The organism is Ruegeria sp. CL7, assembly GCF_056536445.1.
The window spans coordinates 68304-91421 of sequence record NZ_JBQFPQ010000007.1; the positions used below are offsets into that span (position 1 = coordinate 68304).

Annotated in this window: 30 protein-coding genes; 14 read left to right on the top strand and 16 right to left on the bottom strand. The window is 58.2% G+C overall.

Features of this window, described 5'->3' with window-relative positions:
* Positions 1-177 precede the first annotated feature (177 nt).
* Complete coding sequence (gene map / locus ACR0LI_RS16070; protein ID WP_171637336.1) at positions 178-990, top strand: type I methionyl aminopeptidase; 813 nt, start codon at positions 178-180, stop codon at positions 988-990.
* Here the strand turns inward: map and ACR0LI_RS16075 are convergent.
* The 4 genes from ACR0LI_RS16075 to ACR0LI_RS16090 all read right to left on the bottom strand — a co-directional run bounded on the left by ACR0LI_RS16075 (position 978) and on the right by ACR0LI_RS16090 (position 3673).
* Positions 978-1157, bottom strand: a complete 180-nt coding sequence (locus ACR0LI_RS16075) for a hypothetical protein (RefSeq protein WP_171724698.1) — start codon at positions 1155-1157, stop codon at positions 978-980. The two genes, map and ACR0LI_RS16075, sit on opposite strands and share 13 nt — an antisense overlap.
* A 25-nt stretch (positions 1158-1182) precedes the next feature.
* On the bottom strand, positions 1183-1818 hold the full coding sequence (locus ACR0LI_RS16080) for an HAD family hydrolase (protein ID WP_480486360.1): 636 nt from the start codon (positions 1816-1818) through the stop codon (positions 1183-1185).
* Positions 1819-1907: 89 nt separating this feature from the next.
* Positions 1908-2465 (bottom strand): 16S rRNA (guanine(966)-N(2))-methyltransferase RsmD, encoded by a 558-nt coding sequence (rsmD, locus tag ACR0LI_RS16085; RefSeq protein ID WP_171724700.1) that lies wholly within the window; start codon positions 2463-2465, stop codon positions 1908-1910.
* Positions 2462-3673 carry an NAD(P)/FAD-dependent oxidoreductase gene (locus ACR0LI_RS16090; RefSeq protein WP_171233428.1) on the bottom strand — a complete coding sequence of 404 codons (1212 nt, stop codon included), beginning with the start codon at positions 3671-3673 and terminating at the stop codon, positions 2462-2464. The genes rsmD and ACR0LI_RS16090 overlap by 4 nt, the downstream gene beginning before the upstream one ends.
* A gap of 99 nt (positions 3674-3772) precedes the next feature.
* Here ACR0LI_RS16090 and ACR0LI_RS16095 point away from each other — a divergent pair, with 99 nt between their 5' ends.
* The 4 genes from ACR0LI_RS16095 (at position 3773) to ACR0LI_RS16110 (ending at position 5295) form a co-directional block, all read left to right on the top strand.
* Positions 3773-4258, top strand: coding sequence for a redoxin family protein (locus ACR0LI_RS16095; RefSeq protein WP_480718838.1), 486 nt, complete (start codon positions 3773-3775; stop codon positions 4256-4258).
* A gap of 102 nt (positions 4259-4360) precedes the next feature.
* Entirely contained in the window at positions 4361-4606 is a 246-nt protein-coding gene (locus ACR0LI_RS16100) for a glycine zipper 2TM domain-containing protein (RefSeq protein ID WP_171637346.1), read from the top strand.
* Between the two features lie 11 nt (positions 4607-4617).
* Positions 4618-4965, top strand: a complete 348-nt coding sequence (locus ACR0LI_RS16105; protein WP_480718839.1) for an EF-hand domain-containing protein — start codon at positions 4618-4620, stop codon at positions 4963-4965.
* Between the two features lie 21 nt (positions 4966-4986).
* Positions 4987-5295 carry a hypothetical protein gene (locus tag ACR0LI_RS16110; RefSeq protein ID WP_171637348.1) on the top strand — a complete coding sequence of 103 codons (309 nt, stop codon included), beginning with the start codon at positions 4987-4989 and terminating at the stop codon, positions 5293-5295.
* Here the strand turns inward: ACR0LI_RS16110 and ACR0LI_RS16115 are convergent.
* The 4 genes from ACR0LI_RS16115 to ACR0LI_RS16130 are packed head-to-tail and all read right to left on the bottom strand — an operon-like array spanning position 5292 to position 8034.
* Positions 5292-5585: a 4a-hydroxytetrahydrobiopterin dehydratase gene (locus tag ACR0LI_RS16115; RefSeq protein ID WP_152459417.1), complete on the bottom strand. Its 294-nt coding sequence runs from the start codon at positions 5583-5585 to the stop codon at positions 5292-5294. The two genes, ACR0LI_RS16110 and ACR0LI_RS16115, sit on opposite strands and share 4 nt — an antisense overlap.
* Entirely contained in the window at positions 5582-6769 is a 1188-nt protein-coding gene (locus ACR0LI_RS16120; protein ID WP_171637349.1) for a GNAT family N-acetyltransferase, read from the bottom strand. Before ACR0LI_RS16120 ends, ACR0LI_RS16115 begins: the two co-directional genes overlap by 4 nt.
* 45 nt (positions 6770-6814) lie before the next feature.
* Positions 6815-7582: a glycerophosphodiester phosphodiesterase family protein gene (locus ACR0LI_RS16125; RefSeq protein ID WP_480718840.1), complete on the bottom strand. Its 768-nt coding sequence runs from the start codon at positions 7580-7582 to the stop codon at positions 6815-6817.
* Positions 7579-8034, bottom strand: coding sequence for a RidA family protein (locus tag ACR0LI_RS16130; RefSeq protein ID WP_152459420.1), 456 nt, complete (start codon positions 8032-8034; stop codon positions 7579-7581). The genes ACR0LI_RS16125 and ACR0LI_RS16130 overlap by 4 nt, the downstream gene beginning before the upstream one ends.
* A 345-nt stretch (positions 8035-8379) precedes the next feature.
* Between ACR0LI_RS16130 and ACR0LI_RS16135 the strand changes: the two genes are divergently transcribed.
* On the top strand, positions 8380-9150 hold the full coding sequence (locus ACR0LI_RS16135; RefSeq protein WP_171117280.1) for an MlaA family lipoprotein: 771 nt from the start codon (positions 8380-8382) through the stop codon (positions 9148-9150).
* Complete coding sequence (locus ACR0LI_RS16140; RefSeq protein WP_171637351.1) at positions 9140-9739, top strand: MlaC/ttg2D family ABC transporter substrate-binding protein; 600 nt, start codon at positions 9140-9142, stop codon at positions 9737-9739. Before ACR0LI_RS16135 ends, ACR0LI_RS16140 begins: the two co-directional genes overlap by 11 nt.
* Positions 9740-9842: 103 nt before the next feature.
* On the opposite strand, the gene fliP is transcribed toward ACR0LI_RS16140, so the two are convergent.
* The 4 genes from fliP to fliF are packed head-to-tail and all read right to left on the bottom strand — an operon-like array spanning position 9843 to position 13030.
* Positions 9843-10571, bottom strand: coding sequence for a flagellar type III secretion system pore protein FliP (gene fliP / locus ACR0LI_RS16145; RefSeq protein ID WP_171637353.1), 729 nt, complete (start codon positions 10569-10571; stop codon positions 9843-9845).
* Positions 10571-10858: a FliM/FliN family flagellar motor switch protein gene (locus tag ACR0LI_RS16150; protein ID WP_152459423.1), complete on the bottom strand. Its 288-nt coding sequence runs from the start codon at positions 10856-10858 to the stop codon at positions 10571-10573. The genes fliP and ACR0LI_RS16150 overlap by 1 nt, the downstream gene beginning before the upstream one ends.
* Positions 10851-11450: a FliH/SctL family protein gene (locus tag ACR0LI_RS16155; RefSeq protein ID WP_253283337.1), complete on the bottom strand. Its 600-nt coding sequence runs from the start codon at positions 11448-11450 to the stop codon at positions 10851-10853. Before ACR0LI_RS16155 ends, ACR0LI_RS16150 begins: the two co-directional genes overlap by 8 nt.
* The gene (fliF, locus tag ACR0LI_RS16160) at positions 11447-13030 is read right to left on the bottom strand and encodes a flagellar basal-body MS-ring/collar protein FliF (protein WP_480718841.1); all 1584 of its coding nucleotides are present in this window, start codon (positions 13028-13030) and stop codon (positions 11447-11449) included. Before fliF ends, ACR0LI_RS16155 begins: the two co-directional genes overlap by 4 nt.
* Before the next feature lie 119 nt (positions 13031-13149).
* Here fliF and ACR0LI_RS16165 point away from each other — a divergent pair, with 119 nt between their 5' ends.
* From ACR0LI_RS16165 to ACR0LI_RS16185, 5 genes are read left to right on the top strand one after another with little or no spacing between them, the layout of a single operon-like run.
* The gene (locus tag ACR0LI_RS16165; protein WP_171637356.1) at positions 13150-13647 is read left to right on the top strand and encodes a flagellar basal body-associated FliL family protein; all 498 of its coding nucleotides are present in this window, start codon (positions 13150-13152) and stop codon (positions 13645-13647) included.
* Positions 13648-13656: 9 nt separating this feature from the next.
* Entirely contained in the window at positions 13657-14133 is a 477-nt protein-coding gene (locus ACR0LI_RS16170; RefSeq protein ID WP_480718842.1) for a hypothetical protein, read from the top strand.
* Positions 14130-14714, top strand: a complete 585-nt coding sequence (locus ACR0LI_RS16175; protein WP_480718843.1) for a MotE family protein — start codon at positions 14130-14132, stop codon at positions 14712-14714. Before ACR0LI_RS16170 ends, ACR0LI_RS16175 begins: the two co-directional genes overlap by 4 nt.
* Positions 14715-14761: 47 nt before the next feature.
* Complete coding sequence (gene motA / locus ACR0LI_RS16180; protein WP_171637362.1) at positions 14762-15631, top strand: flagellar motor stator protein MotA; 870 nt, start codon at positions 14762-14764, stop codon at positions 15629-15631.
* Positions 15628-17763: a hypothetical protein gene (locus tag ACR0LI_RS16185; RefSeq protein ID WP_480718844.1), complete on the top strand. Its 2136-nt coding sequence runs from the start codon at positions 15628-15630 to the stop codon at positions 17761-17763. The genes motA and ACR0LI_RS16185 overlap by 4 nt, the downstream gene beginning before the upstream one ends.
* A gap of 595 nt (positions 17764-18358) precedes the next feature.
* Here ACR0LI_RS16185 and betB read toward each other — a convergent pair.
* Entirely contained in the window at positions 18359-19813 is a 1455-nt protein-coding gene (gene betB, locus ACR0LI_RS16190) for a betaine-aldehyde dehydrogenase (protein WP_480718845.1), read from the bottom strand.
* 187 nt (positions 19814-20000) lie between these two features.
* Here betB and ACR0LI_RS16195 point away from each other — a divergent pair, with 187 nt between their 5' ends.
* A complete protein-coding gene (locus tag ACR0LI_RS16195) occupies positions 20001-20330 on the top strand; it encodes a hypothetical protein (RefSeq protein WP_152459432.1) in 330 nt (109 codons plus the stop codon).
* Between the two features lie 7 nt (positions 20331-20337).
* On the opposite strand, the gene ACR0LI_RS16200 is transcribed toward ACR0LI_RS16195, so the two are convergent.
* Together ACR0LI_RS16200 and trhO are read right to left on the bottom strand one after the other, a co-directional pair.
* On the bottom strand, positions 20338-20847 hold the full coding sequence (locus ACR0LI_RS16200) for a potassium channel family protein (RefSeq protein ID WP_480621475.1): 510 nt from the start codon (positions 20845-20847) through the stop codon (positions 20338-20340).
* A 65-nt stretch (positions 20848-20912) separates the two neighbouring features.
* Entirely contained in the window at positions 20913-21818 is a 906-nt protein-coding gene (trhO, locus tag ACR0LI_RS16205; RefSeq protein ID WP_209835193.1) for an oxygen-dependent tRNA uridine(34) hydroxylase TrhO, read from the bottom strand.
* Between the two features lie 96 nt (positions 21819-21914).
* On the opposite strand from trhO, the gene pncA reads away from it, so the two are divergent.
* Positions 21915-22508, top strand: coding sequence for a bifunctional nicotinamidase/pyrazinamidase (pncA, locus tag ACR0LI_RS16210; protein WP_480718846.1), 594 nt, complete (start codon positions 21915-21917; stop codon positions 22506-22508).
* Here pncA and ACR0LI_RS16215 read toward each other — a convergent pair.
* Positions 22505-23035 (bottom strand): hypothetical protein, encoded by a 531-nt coding sequence (locus tag ACR0LI_RS16215; protein WP_480718847.1) that lies wholly within the window; start codon positions 23033-23035, stop codon positions 22505-22507. The genes pncA and ACR0LI_RS16215 overlap by 4 nt on opposite strands.
* Between the last annotated feature and the right edge of the window lie 83 nt (positions 23036-23118).

Consider the following 23118-nt stretch of genomic DNA (forward strand, 5'->3'; position numbering starts at 1 on the left):
ATTGCAGTCGAGGCGGTGGGGTCCGAGATGCTGCAATGCAGCCCCTACTCTTGAATCCTGAGCCAACGGAACCAAGTTTCCCGCATGGTTTACGCAGTCTGAACACGCGCCCTCTGGTACTTTCTGCACAAGCAGCGTAAAAGGAATGCTGCGCGCAACATTTGGAGCTTAGCGTCGATGAAAGAGCATCGTGGCCGCCTGACCAAGGACGGCATTCGCATCTATGAACAAGGTGACTTCGCCGGGATGCACGCGGCGGGGGCTTTGGCGGCGCGGATTCTGGATGATATTGCCGAACATGTGTTTCCCGGACAAACCACGGGCGCCATTGACGGGCTGATCACGCAGATGGTCGAAGACGCCGGTGCGACCTCGGCCACCATAGGTTATAAAGGCTATCAGCACGCCAGCTGCATCAGCGTGAACCACGTGGTCTGCCACGGTATTCCAGGTGAGAAAAAGCTGAAGGACGGCGATATCCTGAATATCGACGTCACCGTCATCGTCGATGGCTGGTTTGGCGACACCTCGCGCATGTATGTGGCGGGCAAGCTGCCGCGCAAGGCGGAACGGCTGATCCAGGTGACCCATGACGCACTGTTCAAGGGCATCGAGATGGTCAAGCCGGGCAATACCTTTGGCGACATCGGCCATGCCATCCAGTCCTATGTCGAAGCACATCGGATGAGCGTCGTGCGTGATTTCTGCGGTCATGGTCTGGGTCGTGTGTTTCACGCGCCACCGAACGTATTGCACTATGGTCGCCCGGGCACCGGTGCCGTGCTGGAAGAGGGTATGTTCTTTACCATCGAACCCATGGTCAATCTGGGTCGCCCGGAAACCAAGACTCTGGCCGACGACTGGACAGCCGTGACCCGCGACAAATCGCTGTCGGCACAGTTCGAACATTCGGTGGGCGTCACCTCGGATGGGGTCGATATCTTTACCCTGTCACCCGCTGGCAAATTTCACCCGACCTATTCCTCCTGATCCGCGGCCTGTTCGCGAAGGAGTTTCAGCAGCATCGTTTCGTCCGCCCACGGCGTGACCGCGTCGTGGATGAAGACCGGCGCGCGCATGGGTTTACGCTCGGGGCCGGTTGAGGCTTCGGTGTCACTGGAAAAGGTCCAGGCAAAAGGTGTCAGGGTGCGGTCCATGCGTGCACACTAGCACAACCGCGGGTCAAAGTCCCAACAACCCATGCGCCTGTGACATGTCCGTGATCACCTCGGCCCCCAGATCCGCCAGCTTTTCACCGCCTCCATGAGGCGCATAAGCAAGGCAACGCATGCCCGCGCGGATCGCCGCCGTGACACCACTGTGGCTGTCTTCGATCACCACCGGAGCCGTCGCGCCAAAGTGCTCGGCGGCCAGGCGGAACATCTTTGGGTCCGGCTTTCCGGTGCCCAGCACATGGGCCGAGAACAACACGTCTTTGAAACGGTCCCAAAGCCCGTTCTGACCCAGAGTGATCTTCATCTTGTCCGGGCTGCCATTCGACGCGACGCAACAGGGGATACCCTTTTGATCCAGCCCCGCAAGCAGGTCTGCGATGCCGGGGACCAATGGCACACCTGCGCGTAGGCGGTCATAGGTTTCGGCATAGACCTGATCTATCCAGTCTTCGGGCAGAACGGCGCCCATCGCGCGGGCCTTGTCCCGCACCCCCACCATGGTTCCGCCCACGAACAGGGACATGCATTCACGCAGTGCCAGTTGCAGGCCATGATGCGCCAGATTGTCCACCAGCACCTGGTTCGAGATCACCTCGCTGTCCACCAGAACGCCGTCGCAATCGAAAATGACAAGATCGTGCATATGGGATTCCTGCTGTGCCTCGCGCTCGGCCTATCCAAGCTGTCCGGTCATTGCAAACACAGGCCCCGGGCCAAACCGCACGGAACATCTCAGCCTGGCACATCTTTCCACATCAAGGAAATATGCGTGTCGCCATATTTGCGACTGTCTTGCAATGTGAACCCGGCCGGCGCCTGCATCGGGGCATTTTCTTCCCAGACCAACAAGGCATCATCCGCGATCCAGCCATTGGCCAAGGCGGCGACGGCCTTCTGCCCCATGGATTTCCCGTAAGGCGGGTCCAGAAAAACCAGATCGTATGGCGCGCCGGGATTGTCGCCCAACCGGGTCGCATCGCGACGGACCAAGTCGGTACGGTCGGCGCTGCGGGTCAGGTCGATATTCTTGCGTATCAACCCCTGAGCCACCCGCCCGTCATCGACGAAGGTGACATGCGACGCCCCCCGCGACAGCGCCTCGAGCCCCAGCGCCCCGGTTCCCGCGAACAGATCCAGCACGCGCAAACCGTCAAAATCGATCTGGTGGTTGAGCACATTGAACAGGCTTTCACGCACGCGGTCGGTGGTGGGGCGCAGATGCGCGCCCGCATCACCCTTGCCAACCGAGGCGAGGGCGCGGCCCCGGAATTCTCCGGCTATGATCCTCACGCCTTGAGCAGCGGTTTCAGGTCCGCGTTGGGGTCTGCCACGACTTCGGGATCAGCGGTCTTGCCCATTTCGATCAATCGCTTGCCGACCATGTATGCCCGCGGGTCATTCATCGCGTCCACAGCAATCAGCCTGTCGCCTTTGTAATACCAGAAAGACACGGTCTGACCCTCGCCCTTGCGGGTCACCACGCGATCATATCCGGTGTTCAGGCCCGCGATCTGAAGCTTGACGTCGTACTGGTCCGACCAGAACCATGGGGTCGCCACATAATCCTTGGCGGCACCTAGCATGTTCTGCGCCACAATTTCGGCCTGGTCGATGGCGTTTGGGACGCTTTCCAGACGGATACGCCCTTCGCCATGCGGAAAAGAGGCGCAATCGCCCGCCGCCCAGATCGACGGATCAGACGTGCGACCATGGGCATCGGTTTTGATGCCGTTGTCCAGTTCGAGCCCTGCCATCTCGGCCAGTTGGGTTGAGGGGGTGATGCCCACACCAACCACGACGAAATCAACGTCCAGCGTCGTGCCGTCCGTCAACACGGCCCCCACAACCCTGCCATTTTCGCCAATCAGACGATCCAGCCCGACGCCTTCGCGGATGTCGGCACCGTATTCGCTGTGTAACGCGCGGAAATACGCGCTGGTTTCTGGCGCAGCGACCCGTTGCAGGATGCGGTCGGCCATCTCGACCAAGGTGACCTTGACGCCGCGTTTCGCGCAGACGGCGGCGGCCTCGAGCCCGATGTAACCGCCGCCCACAATCAACGCGCGGGCGCCTTCGGTCACTTTGGGTTCCATCTCGTCAATATGGGCCAGGTCGCGCACCACGTGCACGCCGTCCAGATCACCTCCGATGGCGGCAGGCAGGCGGCGCGGATCTGACCCGGTGGTCAGCGCCAGTTCGTCATACGGGATGACTTCATCCCCAACAGTGACCGTCTTGGCCTTGGGGTCGATGCCGGTCACGCGCTGGCCAAGCCGCAGAGTGATGTTGTTTTCGGCATAGAAGCTTTCGGGTCGCAGGAACAGGCGCTCCAGTTCCATCTCTCCAAGAAGATAGGCCTTGGACAAAGGCGGGCGCTGATACGGCAGATGCGGCTCGGCCCCGATCAGAGTAATCTCTCCGTCGAACCCGTCCTTGCGCAACCGCGCCACCAAGGACGCTCCTGCCTGACCCGCGCCAATCACGACAATATGGCTCATGCTTTGCCCACCCTGCAGATTTCCCGTGGTCTCTCTGATTTGACCACCTATATTGCGGCTTAGCCCAATTCTGCAAATCCAAACGACAGGAGCTGAAAAATGATTTCAACAGGAGACACTCTGCCCGAGGCCACACTGATCCAGATGGGGGCCGACGGGCCAGAGGAAGTTCGGATTTCAGACAAGACCAAAGGGCGCAAGGTTGTCATTTTCGCTGTGCCCGGCGCCTATACCGGCACATGCACCACCGCACATGTGCCAAGCTTCATTCGCACCAAAAAGCAGTTCGACGACAAGGGCGTGGACGAGATCATGTGCCTGTCGGTCAACGACCCGTTCGTCATGCAGGCCTGGGGTGAATCCTCCGGCGCGACCGCAGCCGGACTGACCATGGTTTCAGACGCGGCCTCAGAATTCACCAAAGCCATCGGCATGGATTTCGACGCCCCGCCCGTTGGCCTGTTCGCACGCTCGAAACGGTATGCGATGCTGGTCGAGAACGGCAAGGTCACGGCCCTGAACCTGGAAGATAACCCCGGTGCTTGCGGGATCTCGGCGGGTGAAGGTCTGCTGGAGGTGATCTGAATTTGGCCGGCCCCGGTCTGTCCGGGGCCGCGTGAACCCAATTTAACTTGAAGCACTGCCTCAATGCGCGAATACTCGTCGCACAAAATTGGGGAGACTTTTATGAAACTTAAGGTATTTCCATCCATCCTGACCAGCGCAGCCCTTTTGGCAGCCTGCGGTCCGGCCCCAACTCCGCAACAGCAAGCCGCCCGACAGCACGAAATTGCCTGCCTCAGCGGCACATTGGGCGGCGCCTTGATCGGCGGCGCGATCGGCAACCAGTTCGGCGGCGGATCGGGCAAGACGATCCTGACCGCAGCCGGCGCTGCTGCCGGTGGCATTGAAGGCCAAAGGTTTGCATGCTGAGGAGATTGGACATGAAACGGACGATTTTTGTATTCATGGCTGCATTCCTAGCCTCGGCGACCAATGCCGAAACCGTGGCCGAGCTGCATGAAAAAGAATTGAATGCCATCGACGCAAACAATGACGGGTTCCTGTCCAAAGACGAATTCGACGCTTTTTCAGACTATGCGTTTCAGGCCATGGACGAAGACAAGAACGGCACACTGGGTCTGGCCGAGGCCAAGCCGTTTCTGGACATAAAGCAGTTCCAGGATGTTGACCGCAACAAGGACAGCTTTATCTCAAGATCGGAATATGATGCACAGATGAATGAAGATTTTGGCGTGGCAGATCAGAATGGCAATGGTCAACTGGACTAAGCCCGCTTGAGGGAGCTTGCTATGAAAAAATGGATCGGAATGGGTGCTTTGGCACTGGCCGCGGCCTGTGACGTTCAGCAATCTCCTGTGGTGACGGGGCCTGACGGACAGGCCCGCATCCAGATCAATCCGTCTGGCCTGACCTGCTATGAAAACCGGTGTCTGGATATCAACCCAGCGGCGCGCAGCGTGCGCCAGATCGGGAACAAGACCACTGGCATCCCAAGGTCCATCGATGTCAGCGATGGCACCGTCACACCTGCGGAATTCAAGCAGATGGGCACGGCTGCGTCGCTTGCCGGTGGCCAAGGGTCAGGCAACGACCGCTAGCACAGACTGTCCATCTTTCGGGCCAGTTTGGCGTCCAGTGACGACAGGCCGCCTACGTCATGGGTGGACAGAACCACCTCGACCGTGCGGTAGACGTTGGACCATTCTGGATGATGGTTCCATTTCTCGGCCCAGATCGCCACTTGCGTCATCCAGCCAAATGCGTGCACGAAGTTGTCGAAAATGAAGGTCTTGGTGATCGCGTCGCGGCCTTCGACCATGGTCCAGCCGTTTTTGAACAGCGGATCCAGCAGCGGGCCACGGGTCTCGGCGGACAAAAGTTCAGTCATTGCTGTTCCTCCGGGTTCGATTTCCTGAACGGGCCGTAATCCGTCAGAATCTCGATCTCTTCTCCCACTGCGCGGCCTTCGGCGTCCAGATATTTTTTGACGGCATCGGCAAACCCCGGATCGCCGACCCAGTGCAAGCTATGCGTGCGCGTCGGCAAATAGCCCCGCGCCAGCTTGTGTTCACCCTGAGCGCCCGCTTCTACCCGGGCCAGACCGTGGGCAATGGCAAAGTCTATCGCCCTATAGTAGCACAGTTCGAAATGCAGGCAGGCATGATGTTCAATGCAGCCCCAATACCGCCCAAAAAGCGTTTCGCGGCCTATGAAGTTCAGCGCACCCGCAATGGCATGACCATCCCGTTCAGCCAAAACCAGGGCCATGTCCTTCGCCATCGTCTCTTGTGCGATGTCAAAAAACTGACGCGTCAGATAGGGCGACCCCCATTTTCGCGCCCCGGTATCCTGATAGAACCGCCAAAATGCATCCCAGTGTTCCGGGCGCAGGTCATCGCCCGTCAATGTGTGGATTTCACCGCCAAAACCATTGGCCTGCGCGCGTTCCTTGCGGATGTTCTTGCGCTTGCGTGAGGACAAGGCCGCTAGGAAGTCATCGAATTCGGCGTAGCCATCATTTAGCCAGTGAAACTGCTGCGAGCTGCGAAGCATTAGCCCCATCTGCTCTCCGGCCAATGCCTCGGCTTCTGTACAGAAGGTTACGTGAACCGAAGAGACCTGATTGTCGGCCGCCAGTTGAACGGCACCCTGCACCAAAGCCGACATTCCGATCCTGTCATAACCCGGGCGCACCAGAAACCGCCGCCCGGTGGCGGGTGTGAACGGCACCGCAATTTGCAGTTTGGGATAATACCGCCCGCCTGCGCTTTCATAGGCATGGGCCCAGCTGTGGTCAAAGATGTACTCGCCCTGGCTGTGCGATTTGGCATACATCGGGGCCGCTGCGATCAGGATCCCGTCAAGAAAGGCTGTCAGGTATTGCGGTTGCCAACCCGTACCGCGCCCGACCGAGCCGCTTTCCTCGAGCGCCAGCAAAAAGCGATGCGTGGTGAAGGGATCAAGGGGCCGCCCACCATCAGCGGCCTCGGGGCAGGCGCAGGCATCCCACTCGGCCGCTGAAATCCGCGACAGAGACCCAATGACCTGAACTTCGATTTGGGCCTGATCCATGTTTCCTCCGCACCAGCCCTATATCTGTGACCGAGGCGGCAAGGTTCAAGCTGAATGCGCGGCCAGATACCCTTCGAAGGTCACATTGTCGGCAACCATGCGGGCCTCTGCCTCTTGTTCAGGCGTTCGGACGGTCCAGCACAGGATCGGCACGCCCTGCGCCTTCAGTTCGGCCACACGCGGGCGGGAAAGATCTTCCGACTCGTGACTGATGAAACCGGCCCCGACACGGTCAAAATCAGGAATGTCGCGCAGGGTGTCGCAGACGTCTTGCGGCAGAAGCTCGACACTGGGCTCATAGGCGCAAGTCGTGATGCCGCGCGGCAGATGCGGGGCCAGCCGCGCCAGTTCCGCAACCGAGTTTGGATTGAAGGACATCAGGGCCACCGGGCCGTCATAGCCCTGCAATGCGCGCACGGTGTCGTGCTCGAGGGCGCCGATATTCATACCCATAACGCCGTCCTGATCCTTCAGCTCGATCAGCAGCGGCACCTGGCCTGCGACCATGTCCAGCACTTCATCCAGCGTTGGAATGCCGTCATCCCCATACAGAAGGGTCAATTCAGACGCCGCCGCCGCCGACACCTGCCGGATCGGCCCGGGCTGGCCGGTCAGACGCCCCATGTCGTAATCATGGAACACGACGGCACGATCATCAGATGTCAGCTGAAGGTCGATCTCGATCCCGTATCCGGCATCAATGGCGGCACGAATGGCCGCCCGGCTGTTTTCCGGGCGGTTGTTCGAGACGTCATGCAGCGCCCGATGAGCAATTGGGGCCTGCAAAAACGCAGTTGGCAGGGGCGGTATCATTCGATCTCGAATATGCCTTCGATCTCGACCGCCACGCCCAAAGGCAGCGACGCAGCACTTACGGCAGAGCGCGAGTGGCGACCGGCGTCGCCCAGCGCTTCGACCAGAAAGTCGGATGCGCCGTTGATCACTTGCGGCTGCGCAGTGAAATCTGCGGTCGAGTTCACGAAACCGGTCAGCTTGATGACACGCACCAGTTTGTCGATATCTCCGCCACAGGCCGCCTTGACCTGTGCCAGCAGATTGATCGCGCAGACCCGCGCCGCTGCGGCTCCGGCCTCGACATCCATATCATCGCCCAGCTTGCCGGTGATCAGCTCGTCTGATTTCGATATCTGGCCGGACACGTACACGATATTGCCCACACGCACATACGGCACATAATTTGCCGCTGGAGCGGGTGCGTCGCCCAGCGTGACACCGAGGCTTTCCAATTTTGCAGCGATGCTCATTGAGAGGGTCCTTCCCTGATTGACTCTGCCGGACGCTAACCGGGAAGCACAGCCGTGGAAAGACGGAATGCGGCAAATTCCGGCTTGCATGCGATCTGAGCATATCTTTACTTATTATGACTTGTAGATACTCAATTACTTTACCCGGACCTGACGGACAGGTTACACGCTAGGTGTTTCATTTGAGACCTGAAACGACTATGTGACAAGAACTTGTGCCTTACCGGCGTGTAAGTATTGGTGAATTGTGATTGTTGGCCCGACAGAGCGGATGTCGGGCATTTGGGAGAAGCAAAGATCGTGTCGAGCAGATTTCGCCTGAAACACCTGGTTGTCCTGTCACTCATGGCCATTCTGTCCGCCTGTGCAACGACCCCGCCCGAGGGTGCCTCTCGCAGCGACGTGTTCGACCCTTACGAAAACACGAACCGGGGAATTCACAAGTTCAATCTGGGCGTTGACCGATTTCTGTTTCGACCTGCGTCGAAAGGGTACGTGAAGATCGTTCCTGATCCCATGGTCACCAGTTTCAGCACATTCGCCGAAAACATCTCGTTGCCCGGACAAGCGGTCGACTACCTGCTTCAGGGCAACCCGAAACAGATGGGCAATGCGCTGCTGCGATTTGTGATCAACATGACCGTGGGCGGCTTTGGCCTGTCCGCGCCCGCAGATGAGCTGAACCTGCCGCCCGTCGATACTGATTTCGGCGAGACCCTGCACGTCTGGGGGGTCGGTGAAGGGGCTTATGTTGAACTGCCTTTCTATGGCCCGTCGACCCAAAGGGATGCCATCGGGGTCGTGATTAACCTGTTCTCGAATCCGATCAATTTTACCCCGGTCCGGCCCGCCGACAATCTGGGCGTTTATGCCGAAGTCGTTCGCCGCATGGGCGATCGTGGACGGTTCTCGGATACCGTGGACTCGATTCTGTATGAAAGCGCAGACAGTTATGCGCAGGCCCGCCTGATCTATCTGCAAAACCGTCGCTTCGAACTGGCAAGAGATGACGAAGACGCCTATCTGGATTTGTATTCTGACCCCTATGCCGAAACCGGGACAGACCCGGTCAGGGACCCCTATCTAGACCCCTACGAGGACCCCTATGCTGAATAACGAGTTGAACCGCCGTAACTTTGTCGCAGCTGGTCTGGCTTTGGCCGTCTTGCCCAAATCCGCGTTTGCCCAAACCGAGGCATCAGCCAAGGCACTGGTCAACAGTGTGGTCAACGACATCAACAGGGTTATCGCATCGGGCAAGTCAGAAAATGCGATGCTGCGTGATTTCGAGAAGATCTTTGTGCAATATGCCGACGTCCCGATCATGGCGCGTTATGCCCTCGGTGCCGATGCCCGCACGGCCACCCCATCCCAGCTAAAGCAATTCACCAAGGCTTTTCAGGGCTATATCTCGCGTAAATATGGTCGCCGCTTCCGCGAGTTCATCGGCGGTGAGGTCAACGTGCGCAATGCCCGCAAGATCAAGGCCGGATATGAAGTGCGCACAATTGTCAAGCTGCGCGGCTCGGCTCCGTTTGATGTGACGTTCCTTGTTTCGGACAAGTCAGGGCGTGAAAAATTCTACAACATGTTCATCGAAGGCGTGAATTTGTTGCTGACCGAGCGTACCGAAATCGGCGCGATGCTGGATGCCCGCAAAGGCAACCTGGACCAGTTGATCAAAGACCTGAACAAGACGGGCTGATCCATTTCACTTGCGGCGGGACATTGAATTACGCCTTTGGCAACAGTGGGGCAGAGGCGTCTGACCACCTGTTTTTTCAGCGCGCCGCGGCTACATGTCGAGGTCACGGCATGTAACTGCGCACCAAAGCGCCTGCAATCAAAGCCCACCCATCGGCGATCACGAAAAACGCCAGCTTGAATGGCAAGGATACGATGGCCGGAGGCACCATCATCATACCCATCGACATCAATACAGCGGCCACGACAAGATCGATGATCAGAAACGGCAGGAAAATCAGAAACCCGATCTGAAACGCCCGCGCGATTTCCGACAGCATGAAGGACGGCATCAAGACAGACAACGGCGCTTGTGCGGACAACTCCATAGCCTCACCGCCGGGGCGCAAAGCCGCCATGGCATAGAACGTGTCCGCATCCAGTCGGGCCGCCATGAAGGCACGGAACGGCTCTAACGCGCGCTCCAACGCTGGTTCCACTTCCATCGTCTCTTCCATCATCGGTCGTATCCCTGTCGCCCATGCTTCTGAAAACACCGGGTCCATGATGAAATAGGTCAGGAACAACGCCAGGCTGACCAACAGCATATTGGGCGGAGATTGTTGCAGGCCGATCCCTTGCCGCAGGATCGACAGAACGGTGATCAGGAAGGGAAAGCAGGTGATCATGATCGCCAACCCCGGAGCGATGCTCAGGACTGTGATCAGCAGAATCAGCTGGATCGTCCGGGCGGAAATCGAGCCGCCCTCGCCCAGGGACAAGGTCAAATCCTGGGCAGCGGCCAGTGAGGGCGTCAACACGGCCACCAAAGCCAGGCAGAATACATAGCGCATCAACCGATTCCGTTGTGCAAATCCGCAATCTCGGTCAAGCGCACTGCAAGTTGCCCTGCCTGATCGCCTTCCATTTCTTCCAACAGCCCGCGCGCCACCAACTGATCCCCAACATAGAGGTCAACCGGATCTTCGATCCGTTTGTCCAGGGTCAGCACGGCATTCTCTCCCATGTTCAACAGGTCCTTGATCAATGGGCGCGCACGACCAACGGAAACGGTCACTTCAATCGGGACCGAGTCGAAGGGGTTGGGTTTTTCAGATTTCGGGATCTGGGTGTCATTCATTGGACAAAGCCTCTCTTGTCTCAAAGACATAAGCGTCAAAGGTCTGTTCGATGGCGGCGAGCAAAGCGGTGCAATCAACCTCACGCCGGCTCGTGCCGACCTGAAGGCGGGCCTGACCCGGCTCCAGTTCAGAGTGTTCGATCACCTGAGGAGTAGAATGCAGATCTTGCGGCAACAGCGCTGCGACACTCTCGGCACATCCCAGCGGCACCAAAATCTGCATTGGCTGCTCTATCCGCGAACGCGCCATTTCACAGAGTTGCTCCACAATGCGGGCTGCCAGGCCCCGATCGGCCATCTCAGGCAGTACGGTCTGAACCAGGCTGGTGAACATGGGCTCCAGCGACAGGGTCATGCGGGCGATGGCTTCGTGATAGGTGAAAGACATATCCTCAAGCGACCTTGCCAATTCAGCCGAAATCTGGCTGCGGCTTTGCTCCTGCGCCCGCGAGGCATCTTCCCAACCGGCCCCATACCCGTCTTCGAAGGCAGAGAGCCGTTGTTCTTCCAGCGTGTCCTCATTCAAGATCAGAACGGGCCCCGTACCGGTCTGGGTGGTGAAATCCTCAAGAAGATGGGCAATCGACATCATACCCGCTCCTCGCCTTCTTCAAGCCAACTGCGCAGGATCTCGACAGTTTCTTCCTGCTTGTCACCGATCATGGCGCGCAGCCGGTCGACAGGATCCTCAGTGGCGTTCGAGCCGAGAGCCGGAACACCACGCTCTGCCGGCAGGGTCGAGTGCTCTGCCGGTTCCTCCGGTGCGATTTCACCTGTCAGTGCCAGGGTATCCGAATCCGCCCCTCCTGCCGCCGCCAGCAGCGCCGGTGTCGGTGTTGCATTTGTCAGGATCGGGCGGATCACGAACAAGGCCAGCACGAGCGAAACCAAAGCCAGCACAGCCATCTGTATCAAGGACATGACATCCAGATGGATTTTCTGCCAGAGCGACGACGAAACCAGAGTGCCCTGTGGTTCGACCGACGGCAAATCCATGGATTTCAGTGTAATAACGTCCCCGCGCGCCGCATCGTACCCGACTGCCGACGCCACGAGCTCTTCCAGAGCGGTAAGCTCTTCCTGAGGCAAGGGCGTGAAGACTTCGACACCGGAGGCGTCCACCGATCTTTTCCCATTGACCAGAACTGCAACCGTCAGACGCTTGATCGCGCCGGGGGCTTTATGGACTTCCAGCTCTGTCTCGGAGACTTCGTAGTTCACCCGCTCACGAGTCTGGGTAGCCGTCGAGTTCGATTCGTCCCCGCCCGCCGCATCGCCATCCGGCAGGTTCGACGCCACGGTGACATCCGATGACTGATTTCGGGCGCTGTCTGAACGTTCTTCGACATCCGTGCTGATCGCCACGCGGCCTTTGGGGTCAAAGCGCCGCTCGCGAATGGATTCCGTCCTGGTTTCGGTATCCACACTTACCTCGACCACGGCATTGCCTGTACCGACACGCGCCTCGACCAGACGCAGAACGCGTTCCCGCAACTGGCGCGACTTGTCGTCCGAAGTGTCCGCAGGCGCTGCGGTATCCTGCCCGCCAATCACGGCCCCGTGCGAATCAACCACCGTAACGTTCTCGGGCGTCAGGCCGCTGACGGCCGAGGCAACGAGGAACCGGATGGCCTTGGCCTGATCCCCGGTAATTTCGGTCCCGGATGGCACGAGGTAGACCGAAGCCGTTGGTGACACGCTGCGCTGAAACGGGTTTGCCGTCCCGTTGGCAATATGGACGCGCGCCTGACTTATATGCGGGCTACCGACAATCGTCCGCGCCAGTTCACCCTCTTTCGCGCGCCAATAGGCAGCATCGAACATCTGAGAGGTAGTGCCAAACCCGCTTAGCGAATCAAGCAGTTCGTACCCTTTATTGCCGTTTGCGGGCAGGCCTTCGCTGGCAAGGGTCATTCGCAGCTCGTCGCGCTGCGCGCCGGATACGTAGATCGATCCGCCCCGAATTTCATATGTGACGCCGCGCTGGTCCAGCGCGCGTACTATTTCCCCGGCGGCACCGCTTTCCAGACCCGCATAAAGCAGCGTCATGGACGGAGCCGTCACGAGGCGCGACATGCCAAGGATTCCCAGAAACACCAGCGCAACCGCACCGGCGACGATGATTTGTTTACGCCTGTCCAAATTAGCCCAGACAGTTCCGATCTGCTGCACGCTCACCTCCGACTCGCCGGCATTCTGCCCGACGCACCCTCTGTTTGGACGATTGCTCTTAACAATCGGTTAGTCCCTGCGCGGTTATGACGGGGTCGGAACGGATGAATGAGGACGTCATGACCGACGCAACCGACGAACTGGCGGAACCCACCGGGAAAAAAGGGAAAAAGGGAATGCTGATCGGTATGCTTCTTGCCATCGCCGGCGCTGCGGGCGGGTATTTCCTGACGTCATCCGGATTGATTCCGCTGGGTGGCAAGGCCGCGGTTGAGGCCGGCAAGGACGAGGCGGAAAAGGAACCTGCCAAAGCGCTGGCAGATGTCGGGTTCATTGATCTGCCGCCGGTTGTTGTATCGGTGAATTCCGGCAAGTCACGACATTTGAAGTTCCACGCTCAGCTCGAAGTTAACGCGCCGTACATAGCTGATGTGAAAAAAATGCAGCCACGAATCATGGATGTCCTGAACGGATACCTGCGAGCCGTCGAATTGAAGGACCTGGAGGATTCGCTGGCATTGACGCGCATCCGAGGTCACCTGCTGCGACGCATTGGAATTGTCGTTGGCGAAGGGCGCGTTCGCGATGTGCTGGTGATGGAATTTGTACTGAATTAGGAGGCGGAATTGGAGCTGATTGCGGATATTTTGCTGGTCGCCGGTGCGTTGGGCGCGGGTCTTTATTGTTTTGTGCTGTCGCGCCGCCTCAGGCGGTTCACCGATCTTGAAAGAGGCGTCGGTGGCGCGGTGGCCGTGTTGTCGACCCAGGCAGAAGAGCTGAAGAAATCCCTGGACAGCGCGCGAAATGCCTCTGATCAATCGGGGGATCAGCTGAAGGCGCTGACGCAAAGGGCTGAGACCGTGGCGCAGCGCCTGGAGCTGATGATGGCATCTCTGCATGATGTCATCCCCGAAGAAGAAGCTGCTGCCCCCGAAACGGCAAAGCCTGTCCAAGACGAGCCCCAGCCTGAAGAGGAACAGGGCACCAAGCACGAGAAAGCAGCGGAACCGGTCGAAACTGGTGCGCGTGAAGAGCAAACCAAGGCGCCAGAGGGCCTGATGTTCTTCCGCCATGACCGCAAGCAGAACGGGGCGCAGGTATGAGCCTTGCGCGCAACGCCAAACACGATACACGCCCGCACGGTGGTGTGCTTGCTGTCATCTCATTGCTGATGATCGGCTCGGCAGCCATTCGCGTTGGCTTGGAGGCAGGACCCGCGCTCGCCAAACCGGCGACACCCGAAGCCGTGGAAAACGAGCCTGCCGCGTCCGAAACACGCGATGTTCAGGTTGTGCTGGCGGAGCTTTTGCGCCGGGAGGATCGCGTCAAACAGCGAGAGGCTGAATTACGCGATCAGGAAAAAGCACTGGATATCGCAACCCAGGCCGTTGAAACGCGTCTGACGGCCCTGAAGGAAGCAGAAGATGCCCTGCGTGCCACGTTGGCGGTTGCGGACAAAGCGGCAGAGAACGATCTGGCGCGCCTGACGGATGTTTACCAGAACATGAAACCCAAGGACGCAGCCGCGTTGTTTGAAACCATGGACCCGACCTTTGCCGCAGGGTTCCTGTCCCGCATGCCGGCGGACGCAGCGGCTGGCGTACTGGCGGGCCTGAGCCCCGAAGCGGCCTATACAATCAGCGTTGTCATGGCCGGACGCAACGCCTCGGCCCCACAGGAGTAGTCGCTCGTGTTGCCCGGTAACGCACAGAACTCATCTGGAGATCTCAAATGATTGGAATTGTTGGAATTGTTGTCATCTTCGTAATGGTCTTCGGCGGCTATCTCGCGGCAGGTGGCAAGATGACCATCATCATGAAATCTCTTCCCTTCGAAATGATGATGATCGGTGGTGCTGCCGTAGGAGCCTTTCTGATCAGCAATGACATGGGCGGCGTGAAACATACGATCAAAGACATGGGCAAGGTGTTCAAGGGCCCGAAATGGAAGCCCGAAGACTATCGTGACCTTCTGTGCCTTCTGTTTTCGTTGATCCGCATTGCCCGAGCCAACCCTGTTGAGGTCGAGCAGCATATTGAAGACCCCGAAAACTCCAGCTTGTTTTCCGCATACCCCAAGATCCAATCAGACAAGGAGGCCGTCGACCTGATTTGTGACACCATGCGGTCGGCGGCGATGAATTATGACGATCCGCATCAGGTTGAAGAGGTTCTGGAGAAGCGCATGGAGGCGAATTTTCATCACGCCATGCACTCAAGCCATGCACTTCAAACAGTGGCAGACGGCCTGCCCGCGCTGGGGATCGTTGCTGCGGTTCTGGGCGTGATCAAGACGATGGGATCAATCGATCAGCCGCCCGAAGTGCTGGGGAAGCTGATTGGGGGTGCCCTTGTGGGCACGTTCCTGGGCGTTTTTCTGGCCTATGGTCTGGTCGGCCCCTTCGCAGGCAAACTGAAAGCCGTGGTTGAAGAAGACAACCACTTTTATCAGCTGATCAAAGAAGTATTGGTGGCCAACCTGCACAACCACAATGCTGCCATGTGCATTGAGGTCGGACGCCAGAACACCCCAACCCATAACCGCCCTGGCTTTTCCGAGCTGGAAGACGCATTGAAAGAGCTCAAGCAGGCTGCAGCATGAAGCGCATCGGGTTTCTGATTGCGGTTTTGGTCACGGCTGCATCTGCCGTGACCGCACAGGACGTGGTGGTGCGATCCGGTGAGCATGACGGATTCACACGTCTGGTTTTCGACGTGCCACCGGATACCCGCTGGGTGCTGGCGCAACGGAAGAACGGCGCCAGCCTTACAATTGCCCTGGACGACGTGACATTCAAGACCAGCTCGGTTTTTGGGCGTTTGAACACGAACCGACTGGCCTCATTGTCGCAGGAAAACCCCGGCAGCGCGTTGGAGCTGGAGTTCGGGTGCGACTGCGTGGCGTCGGCGTTTCTGTACAGAAACTCGATGATCGTATTGGACATCGCACCAGGGGAATTGATGCCGCCGCTTCTTGAGAATGTACCGCCACCCTTGATCGGAAAAACGGCCAAAGGCAAACCGCCCTCGGTGGAGACAGGGTTGCACCTGCCGCTTCTCACCATGACTGAGCAGGGGATAAAAGACCAGCTGTCCACTCGTCTTCTGCAAGGGACCGATCGCAAGCTGCTGGACTTGGAGCTTGCTCCTGTCGGGCCACGCAACACCGCCCCGTCCGGTACACGCGTTGTGCCGCCCCAATTGAGTTCGAACCTACGTCTGACCACGGTTCTGGACGATTTGCAGAATGTTCTGAACGCAGAACTGCAACCAATTGACCAAAGACCGGCCTGCATCTCGACTGCTGAGCTGAATTTTGCGTCCTGGTCAGGGAACACGCCTTTTCCGGATCAGGTGTCAGCTCTCCGCTCTGGGCTGTACAAAGAGTTTGACAAACTTGACGGCGAAAAGGTCATGACCCTGGCCAGACTCTACGCCTCTTTCAGTTTCGGAGCCGAAGCGTTGAGTGTCTTGAGGCTGTTGGAGACGCCGCCAGCGGGCTTCGAACCCGTTGCGGCAATTGCGCGGGTTGTAGATAACCGGCCGCCGCTGCCCAGGAATCCATTCAACGACCTGCAACGATGTGACAGCGATGCCGCGCTTTGGGCTGTGTTGTCCGAAGGGGAACTGGCACCTGACGCAAACGTGGAAGCAATCGAACACGCGTATTCAAGACTGCCGGATCATCTTCGCCGCCAGCTGGGGCCGCGGTTATCAGGAATACTGGTGAGAGCACAACACCTGGAGGCTGCCCGCAGAATCCTTCGCTCGGTTGACCGGATTGAACCGGAAACGACATCCAGTGTCGCTCAGGCCAAAGCCAGCGTTGCCAAGGCGGAAGGAAACAGTGACCGTGAAGAAGAGTTGTTGACCGAGGTTATAACCTCTACCGACGCCGCCGCTGAATCTCCGCTGGCTTTGGCGCGCTTGGTGGAAAAACGTTGGTCTGAACGCAAAGCTGTTTCTTCTCAGGAGCTTGATCTGGCGGCATCTTATGCGGTCGAGCTCAGGCGATCGGAGCTGGGCCCGATGATGAACCGCACCTATGCGATCGCTCTGAGCCTGAGCCAGGAATTCGACCGTGCATTTGACGTGATCAAAGCGCAGCCACCCGGACCCGGTAGTGACGGCGCGATCAATCGGCATCTGCAATTGCTTGCTGAAAGATCGGATGACGCAACCTTTCTACGCCAGACGATGGAGGTAATGCAGCCGGACATGACGGTGGTGCTGACAACCGATACTGCAATTGCATTGGCAAGCCGCCTTGCTGATCTGGGCTTTGCTGAGCATACATTTGCGCTGGCGAACAGACCGGAAGATCAGTCGCGGCGCTCGGATCGGGCTCGGTTGCGGGCTCGGGCCGCTTTGCTGTCGGGGCGCCCTCATCAAGCCTTGTTAGAGCTGGCTGATGACAATTCCGAAGAGGCGATCGCCTTGCGCGCGCAGGCGATGGTTTCAACAGAAGAATTTGCAGCCGCCGCCGATATGCTCCGAGATCTCGAACAAATCGAAGCGGCAAACCGGTATTTCTGGCTGGCCGGGATGTCGGATGAAAGGTTGGAACCTGCGGACGGGAAATACGCGGCATTGAACCAAACGACCCAAGCCTTGTCTGACCTGCCGGAACGGTTGGCGGAAAAACCGCTGGCGGTTGCGGAAAACCTGTTGAAGGACAGCCAGTCGGCCCGCCAGCGGATCGATGAGATGTTGAACGCAGTTGGGGTAAAATGACGTATATCGCGACTGTTCCGGCCGCACCCGGCAAAGTGAACGCTGGTCCCTAAACCGGTATACCCTGCGATGCGTTTCAACCGCTGGCAGCGTTGGGAGCCCGGCGCCGTTGCTTCAAAGCGGGTCCAATCAGAACGCCCGATCAGGCGGGGATGCAAACATGGCTCCAACTTCTTTCAAGGATGTTGTGTTCCAGACATGACACAGAAGAACAGGCCGCCGAATTTCAGGCCACGTTCCTCAACCAAAAAGGTCACGACGGCTGACCGCCCGTAAAGCAACCGGTGCCGTGGCATTAGCGGCATAAGCGTGAAAACGAGACGCCACATCCGAAATACGGCGGTAAAAGTTCCTCGCCTTCAATGAGTTCCGTGGTCAGAGAAATCGCGGACGTGTCTCCTCATCAAACCTGGCCAACCGGCTTGGGATGGCAACGTCTTTGGACACAAATTCTGCAAGCCCGCCTTTTCCGACACGCTAACAGGCATCGGTATTGCCAGTACAGTATTGCCCGCCACTGGCTGGCGTTTCCTCAGCTCCCGGTGCCGGGCACCGGGAGCTGAGGCGTCAAAAACAGCGGACAACCGTCCTTGATTCAGTACGGAGCCTCAACATCATTCATCGAGACATAGACGGTTTTCATTTCCGAGAAGTGATTGATCGCCAGTTTCGAGTTCTCGCGCCCGACGCCGGACATCTTCGATCCACCAAACGGCGCTTCGACCGGGGCAAGGTTGTAGGTGTTGATATAGCAAGTGCCAGCTTCGAATCCGGCCACAATTCGATGCGCCCGGGTCAGATCATTGGTGAAGACACCTGCGGCCAGACCGAACTCAGTGTCATTGGCGCGGGCCATCACCTCTTCTTCAGTCTCGAAATCCAGCACCGACATGACGGGGCCAAAGATTTCCTCGCGCGCGATGGTCATGTTGTCCGTGACGTCAGCAAAAACCGTGGGCTGCACAAAATAGCCGTCTCTTTCGATCCGTTCACCGCCATAAACCAATCTTGCGCCTTCGGCTTTGCCCTTTTCGATATAGCCCAGGGCGATGTTCATCTGGTTCTCGCTGACCATCGGGCCAAAGCTGACGTCCTCGTCCATTGGATCGCCGATTTTCGCGTGATCCAGACGTTCTGACAGACGTTTCAGGAAGGCCTCTTTGATACCTTTCTGAACGAAGACGCGGGTGCCATTGGAACAAACCTGGCCCGAAGAGTAGAAGTTGCCCAGGATCGCACCTGAAACAGCGTTTTCGATGTCGGCATCGTCAAAGACGATCATCGGGGATTTGCCGCCAAGTTCCATGGTCACATGCTTCATGCCGTCCGCCGCAGCAGCATAGACCTTGCGGCCTGTCGGCATAGAACCTGTCAAAGAGACCTTTGCCACGCGCGGATCGGTGACCAGCGAAGCACCGACATCGCCGTAACCCTGGATCACGTTGTAGACACCCTTGGGCGCGCCGGCCTCGACAAGAATTTCGGCCACTTTCAATGCCGAAAGGGGCGTGGTTTCCGAAGGTTTGAATACCATCGTGTTGCCGCAGGCCAGTGCAGGTGCACCTTTCCAGCAGGCGATTTGCGTGGGGTAATTCCATGCGCCGATCCCGACGCAAACGCCCAGCGCCTCGCGGATGGTATAGACGAAATCCCCCCCGCCCAGCGGAATATGCTCGCCAGTCAGAGAGGCGGCCAATCCACCAAAATACTCCAGCGCATCGGCCCCCGAGGTGGCATCGGCCACTGTGGTTTCCTGAATCGGCTTGCCGGTATCATGGGTTTCCAGAACGGACAGGTCGTAATTGCGTTCGCGCATAATATCAGAGGCGCGGCGCAGGATGCGGCCACGTTCCGTCCCGGACAGGGCCGCCCATGCTGCCTGAGCGTTTTTTGCGCTGTTTAGAGCCTGTTCCACGATCGCCGGCGTCGCCGAATGCAAACGTGCAATCACTTCGCCTGTAGCGGGATAGATCACTTCGATGGCCGCGCCGTTTGTATCTTCGACATATTCGCCATCAATGAAATGGCTGGCCCGGGGCTGAAACTTCATACCGTGTCCTTTTCTTTCGTACCCGTCAGGACGGGACAAATGGTCAGTCGAAAATCGGCCTATCGGTTATTGATTGACCAGTCAATAAAATCATCGAAGGGGTGGCTTCACGCCTGCCAAACCCCGCAAACCTTGAAATTTTTGGTTAATGTTCTATTTATGTTCTGCATAGTCAGAGGACAAACCGATGACCCAGCAAACACGCCCCACAGCACTGAACGGGCCGAACAACGACTATCACTTGCTTCCGGTCACCGATCGGCAGATGCGGTATGCGCGAGCGATTGCCGAGAAGTCAGCCCTTGAGATTCCGGTTGAGGCACAGCGTGACCGGCGGCTTTTATCTGACTGGATTTCAGCCCACAAACCACGCGGGACCTCGCAGTTCGACAATTACCCGACGGGAAAACAAGTCGCGTTTGCCGAGCGGATTTCACGCAGTAAACGTCGCCCGATCCCATCCGAGTGTTTCCGCGACAAGAAAATGATGTCGCGCTGGATCGATCACAACAAATAGCCCCGAATTAGGGTCTATCCGGATTGTGGTTGCGGGCATAAAGCGAAACTGCTGCGGCAACAAACATACCCAGTAGGATATAGCCTGTTACGGCCTCGGACACGGCGAGCCCACGGCACATACCGGTCGGGGACATGTCGCCATATCCGACTGTGGTAAAGGTAACATAGGAAAAATACAGGATATCCCCCGGACCCTGCGCACCAACGACACAGTGGTCGTTATACCCAAAGGCCCCGTAAACTGCGGCGAACAGGAATGGAACAACCTGTATGAACGAAACACCCATCAGAAACAAAAGCCTGCGGGGCGATTTCACCTGTGTCATGTAATACCAGGACTGTGACACCAGCCAGATCAACAACCCGATCGAGGCGACTGTGCCAATCGTATCGCCTGCAGCCGCCTCGCTCAGGCGGGACAGGCCATACCAGGCCAGGAAGCTAGCAAGAACCAGCCCCAGTGCCGCAATCAGGGTCGATTTCCATTCGTCCAATGTCGTGGGTTTGCGGTGCATGAACGCCCCCTCAATCCGGTCTTCGGGCAATCATCCGACCTAAAGGCATCGCCCGCAACCCGAATTCAATCCTGCCGCAGATGCGCCTCACCCCGTTCCCGCGCCAGCAGGATCTGCTTTTGCCGCTCGCGAAAGCGCATTTTGTCAGCATCGGACGTCTCATCGATGCATTGATGGCATGAAACGCCGTGCTCGTATTCCGGGCGCTTCATATCCTCGGGCAGGATAGGACGCCGGCAGCCATGACAAAGCTTGTGCGGCCCTTCAACAAGCCCGTGGCCAACCGAAACGCGATTGTCGAATACAAAGCATTCACCCTGCCAGGAACTGTCTTCGGCTGGGATTTCCTCCAGATACCGCAGGATACCGCCTTTGAGGTGATAGACATCCTCGACCCCCTGCCCCAACAAGTAGTTGGTGGATTTCTCGCAACGGATACCGCCCGTGCAGAACATGGCGACCCGCTTGTTGTGAAAGCGGTCCTTGTTCTGTTCCCACCATTCCGGGAAATCGCGGAAACTGGCTGTTTCAGGGTCTATAGCGCCTTCAAACGTCCCGATTGCCACTTCGTAATCGTTTCGCGTGTCGATCAGCACCACATCGTCAGAACGGATCAGGTCATTCCACTCCTGCGGGTCGACATAGTTGCCGACACGGGCGCGCGGGTCCACGTCGGGCTGGCCCATGGTCACGATCTCTTTCTTCAGCCGCACCTTCATCTTGCCGAAAGGCGGGTGGTCCGAGGTCGCTTCTTTCCACTCCATATCAGCGCAACCGGGCAAGGATCGGACATGTGACAGCACAGCGTCGATTCCGGCCCGCGGACCAGCGATCGTGCCGTTGATCCCTTCCTGGGCAAGCAGCAGCGTACCTGTGACAGACTGCGCGCGGCACAGGTCCAGCAAGGGGTCGCGCAACGCGGCCGGGTCCGCGAAACGTGTAAAGTGATAGAGGGCAGCGATTGTGTACATACGTGCGATCTACCTTTGCAGACCCAGAGTCGCAAGGGATTGCATTGACGCCCCGCGCGCCGCCGCCTACCGATAGAGCGGTAAAAGGAGGCCGCCATGACCCATGCCTTGCTCGTGATCGATGTCCAGAACGACTTCTGCCCAGGCGGGGCACTGGCCGTGGCAGAAGGGGACGAGATCGTCGCACCGATAAACGCCATGATGGATGGATTCGATGCCGTGATCCTGACACAGGACTGGCATCCGACGGGACATTCTTCGTTTGCCAGTTCCCACGATGGCAAAAACCCGTTCGACCTGGTCGACATGCCCTATGGCCCACAGGTTCTGTGGCCCGACCACTGCGTGCAGGGCACGCGCGGCGCCGGTTTTCATCCCGACTTGCGCACGGATGGCGACCTGATCCTTCGCAAAGGATTCCGCAGTACCATCGACAGCTATTCCGCATTCTTCGAGAATGACCACCAGACACCGACAGGCCTGAAAGGCTATTTGGATACACGCGGTATCGACCGTTTGACCCTTGTGGGATTGGCCACCGATTACTGCGTGCGTTATTCCGCGGTAGATGCCGCCAGGTTGGGTTTCGATGTCACGGTCCGCATGGGCGCGTGCCGCGCGATTGATATGGACGGTTCGCTGGCAGCCGCCGAGCAGGCGATGCGAGATGCCGGAGTCGTATTGACCTAAGGTGTGGCCCCTGCGGCGGCCAGAAGCTTGATCATCACGAACAGAACAACCGCCAGACCCAGCGCAAACCCAATGCGCCCTGGTATCGTGCGACGTTCCGGGTTGGTCCGGTCTGGCGGAGGTGACGGAACGCGCATCGGTCGGCTGCGCACGATCCCAGCCATGGGTTGCGCGGTTCGCACATAATGCAGGAAATCCCAAAGGTTGAAATCGCCGCAATATTCACCCTGAATTCCACGCGTCCTGATGTTGTCAAACAGCGACCGCAGAATTCGCACCCGATCCGCATGATCCTCGGCCGGAAATACACCTGGCACGATGCCACTGTTGCGCGACTCGAGGCTGAACCCGGCATCCATGAAAATCTTGCGGATTTTCGGCGATGTTCCACGCAACGCGTCCGCGGCTCTGATGTCGCGGAACACCGCACATACCTGGCGTTCCGTATCAGAGGCAGACCCCAGCTTTTCGGGGTCCAGATCTTCCAGCGCTACGTTAACAATATCAAAATCGTACTCGATACCCATTTACAAACTCAGTTTCGACTTTCCATCCCCTCTTCTCACTAACCGGTAAAAACAATGCACAATATGCCGGTATTGTGACGTCA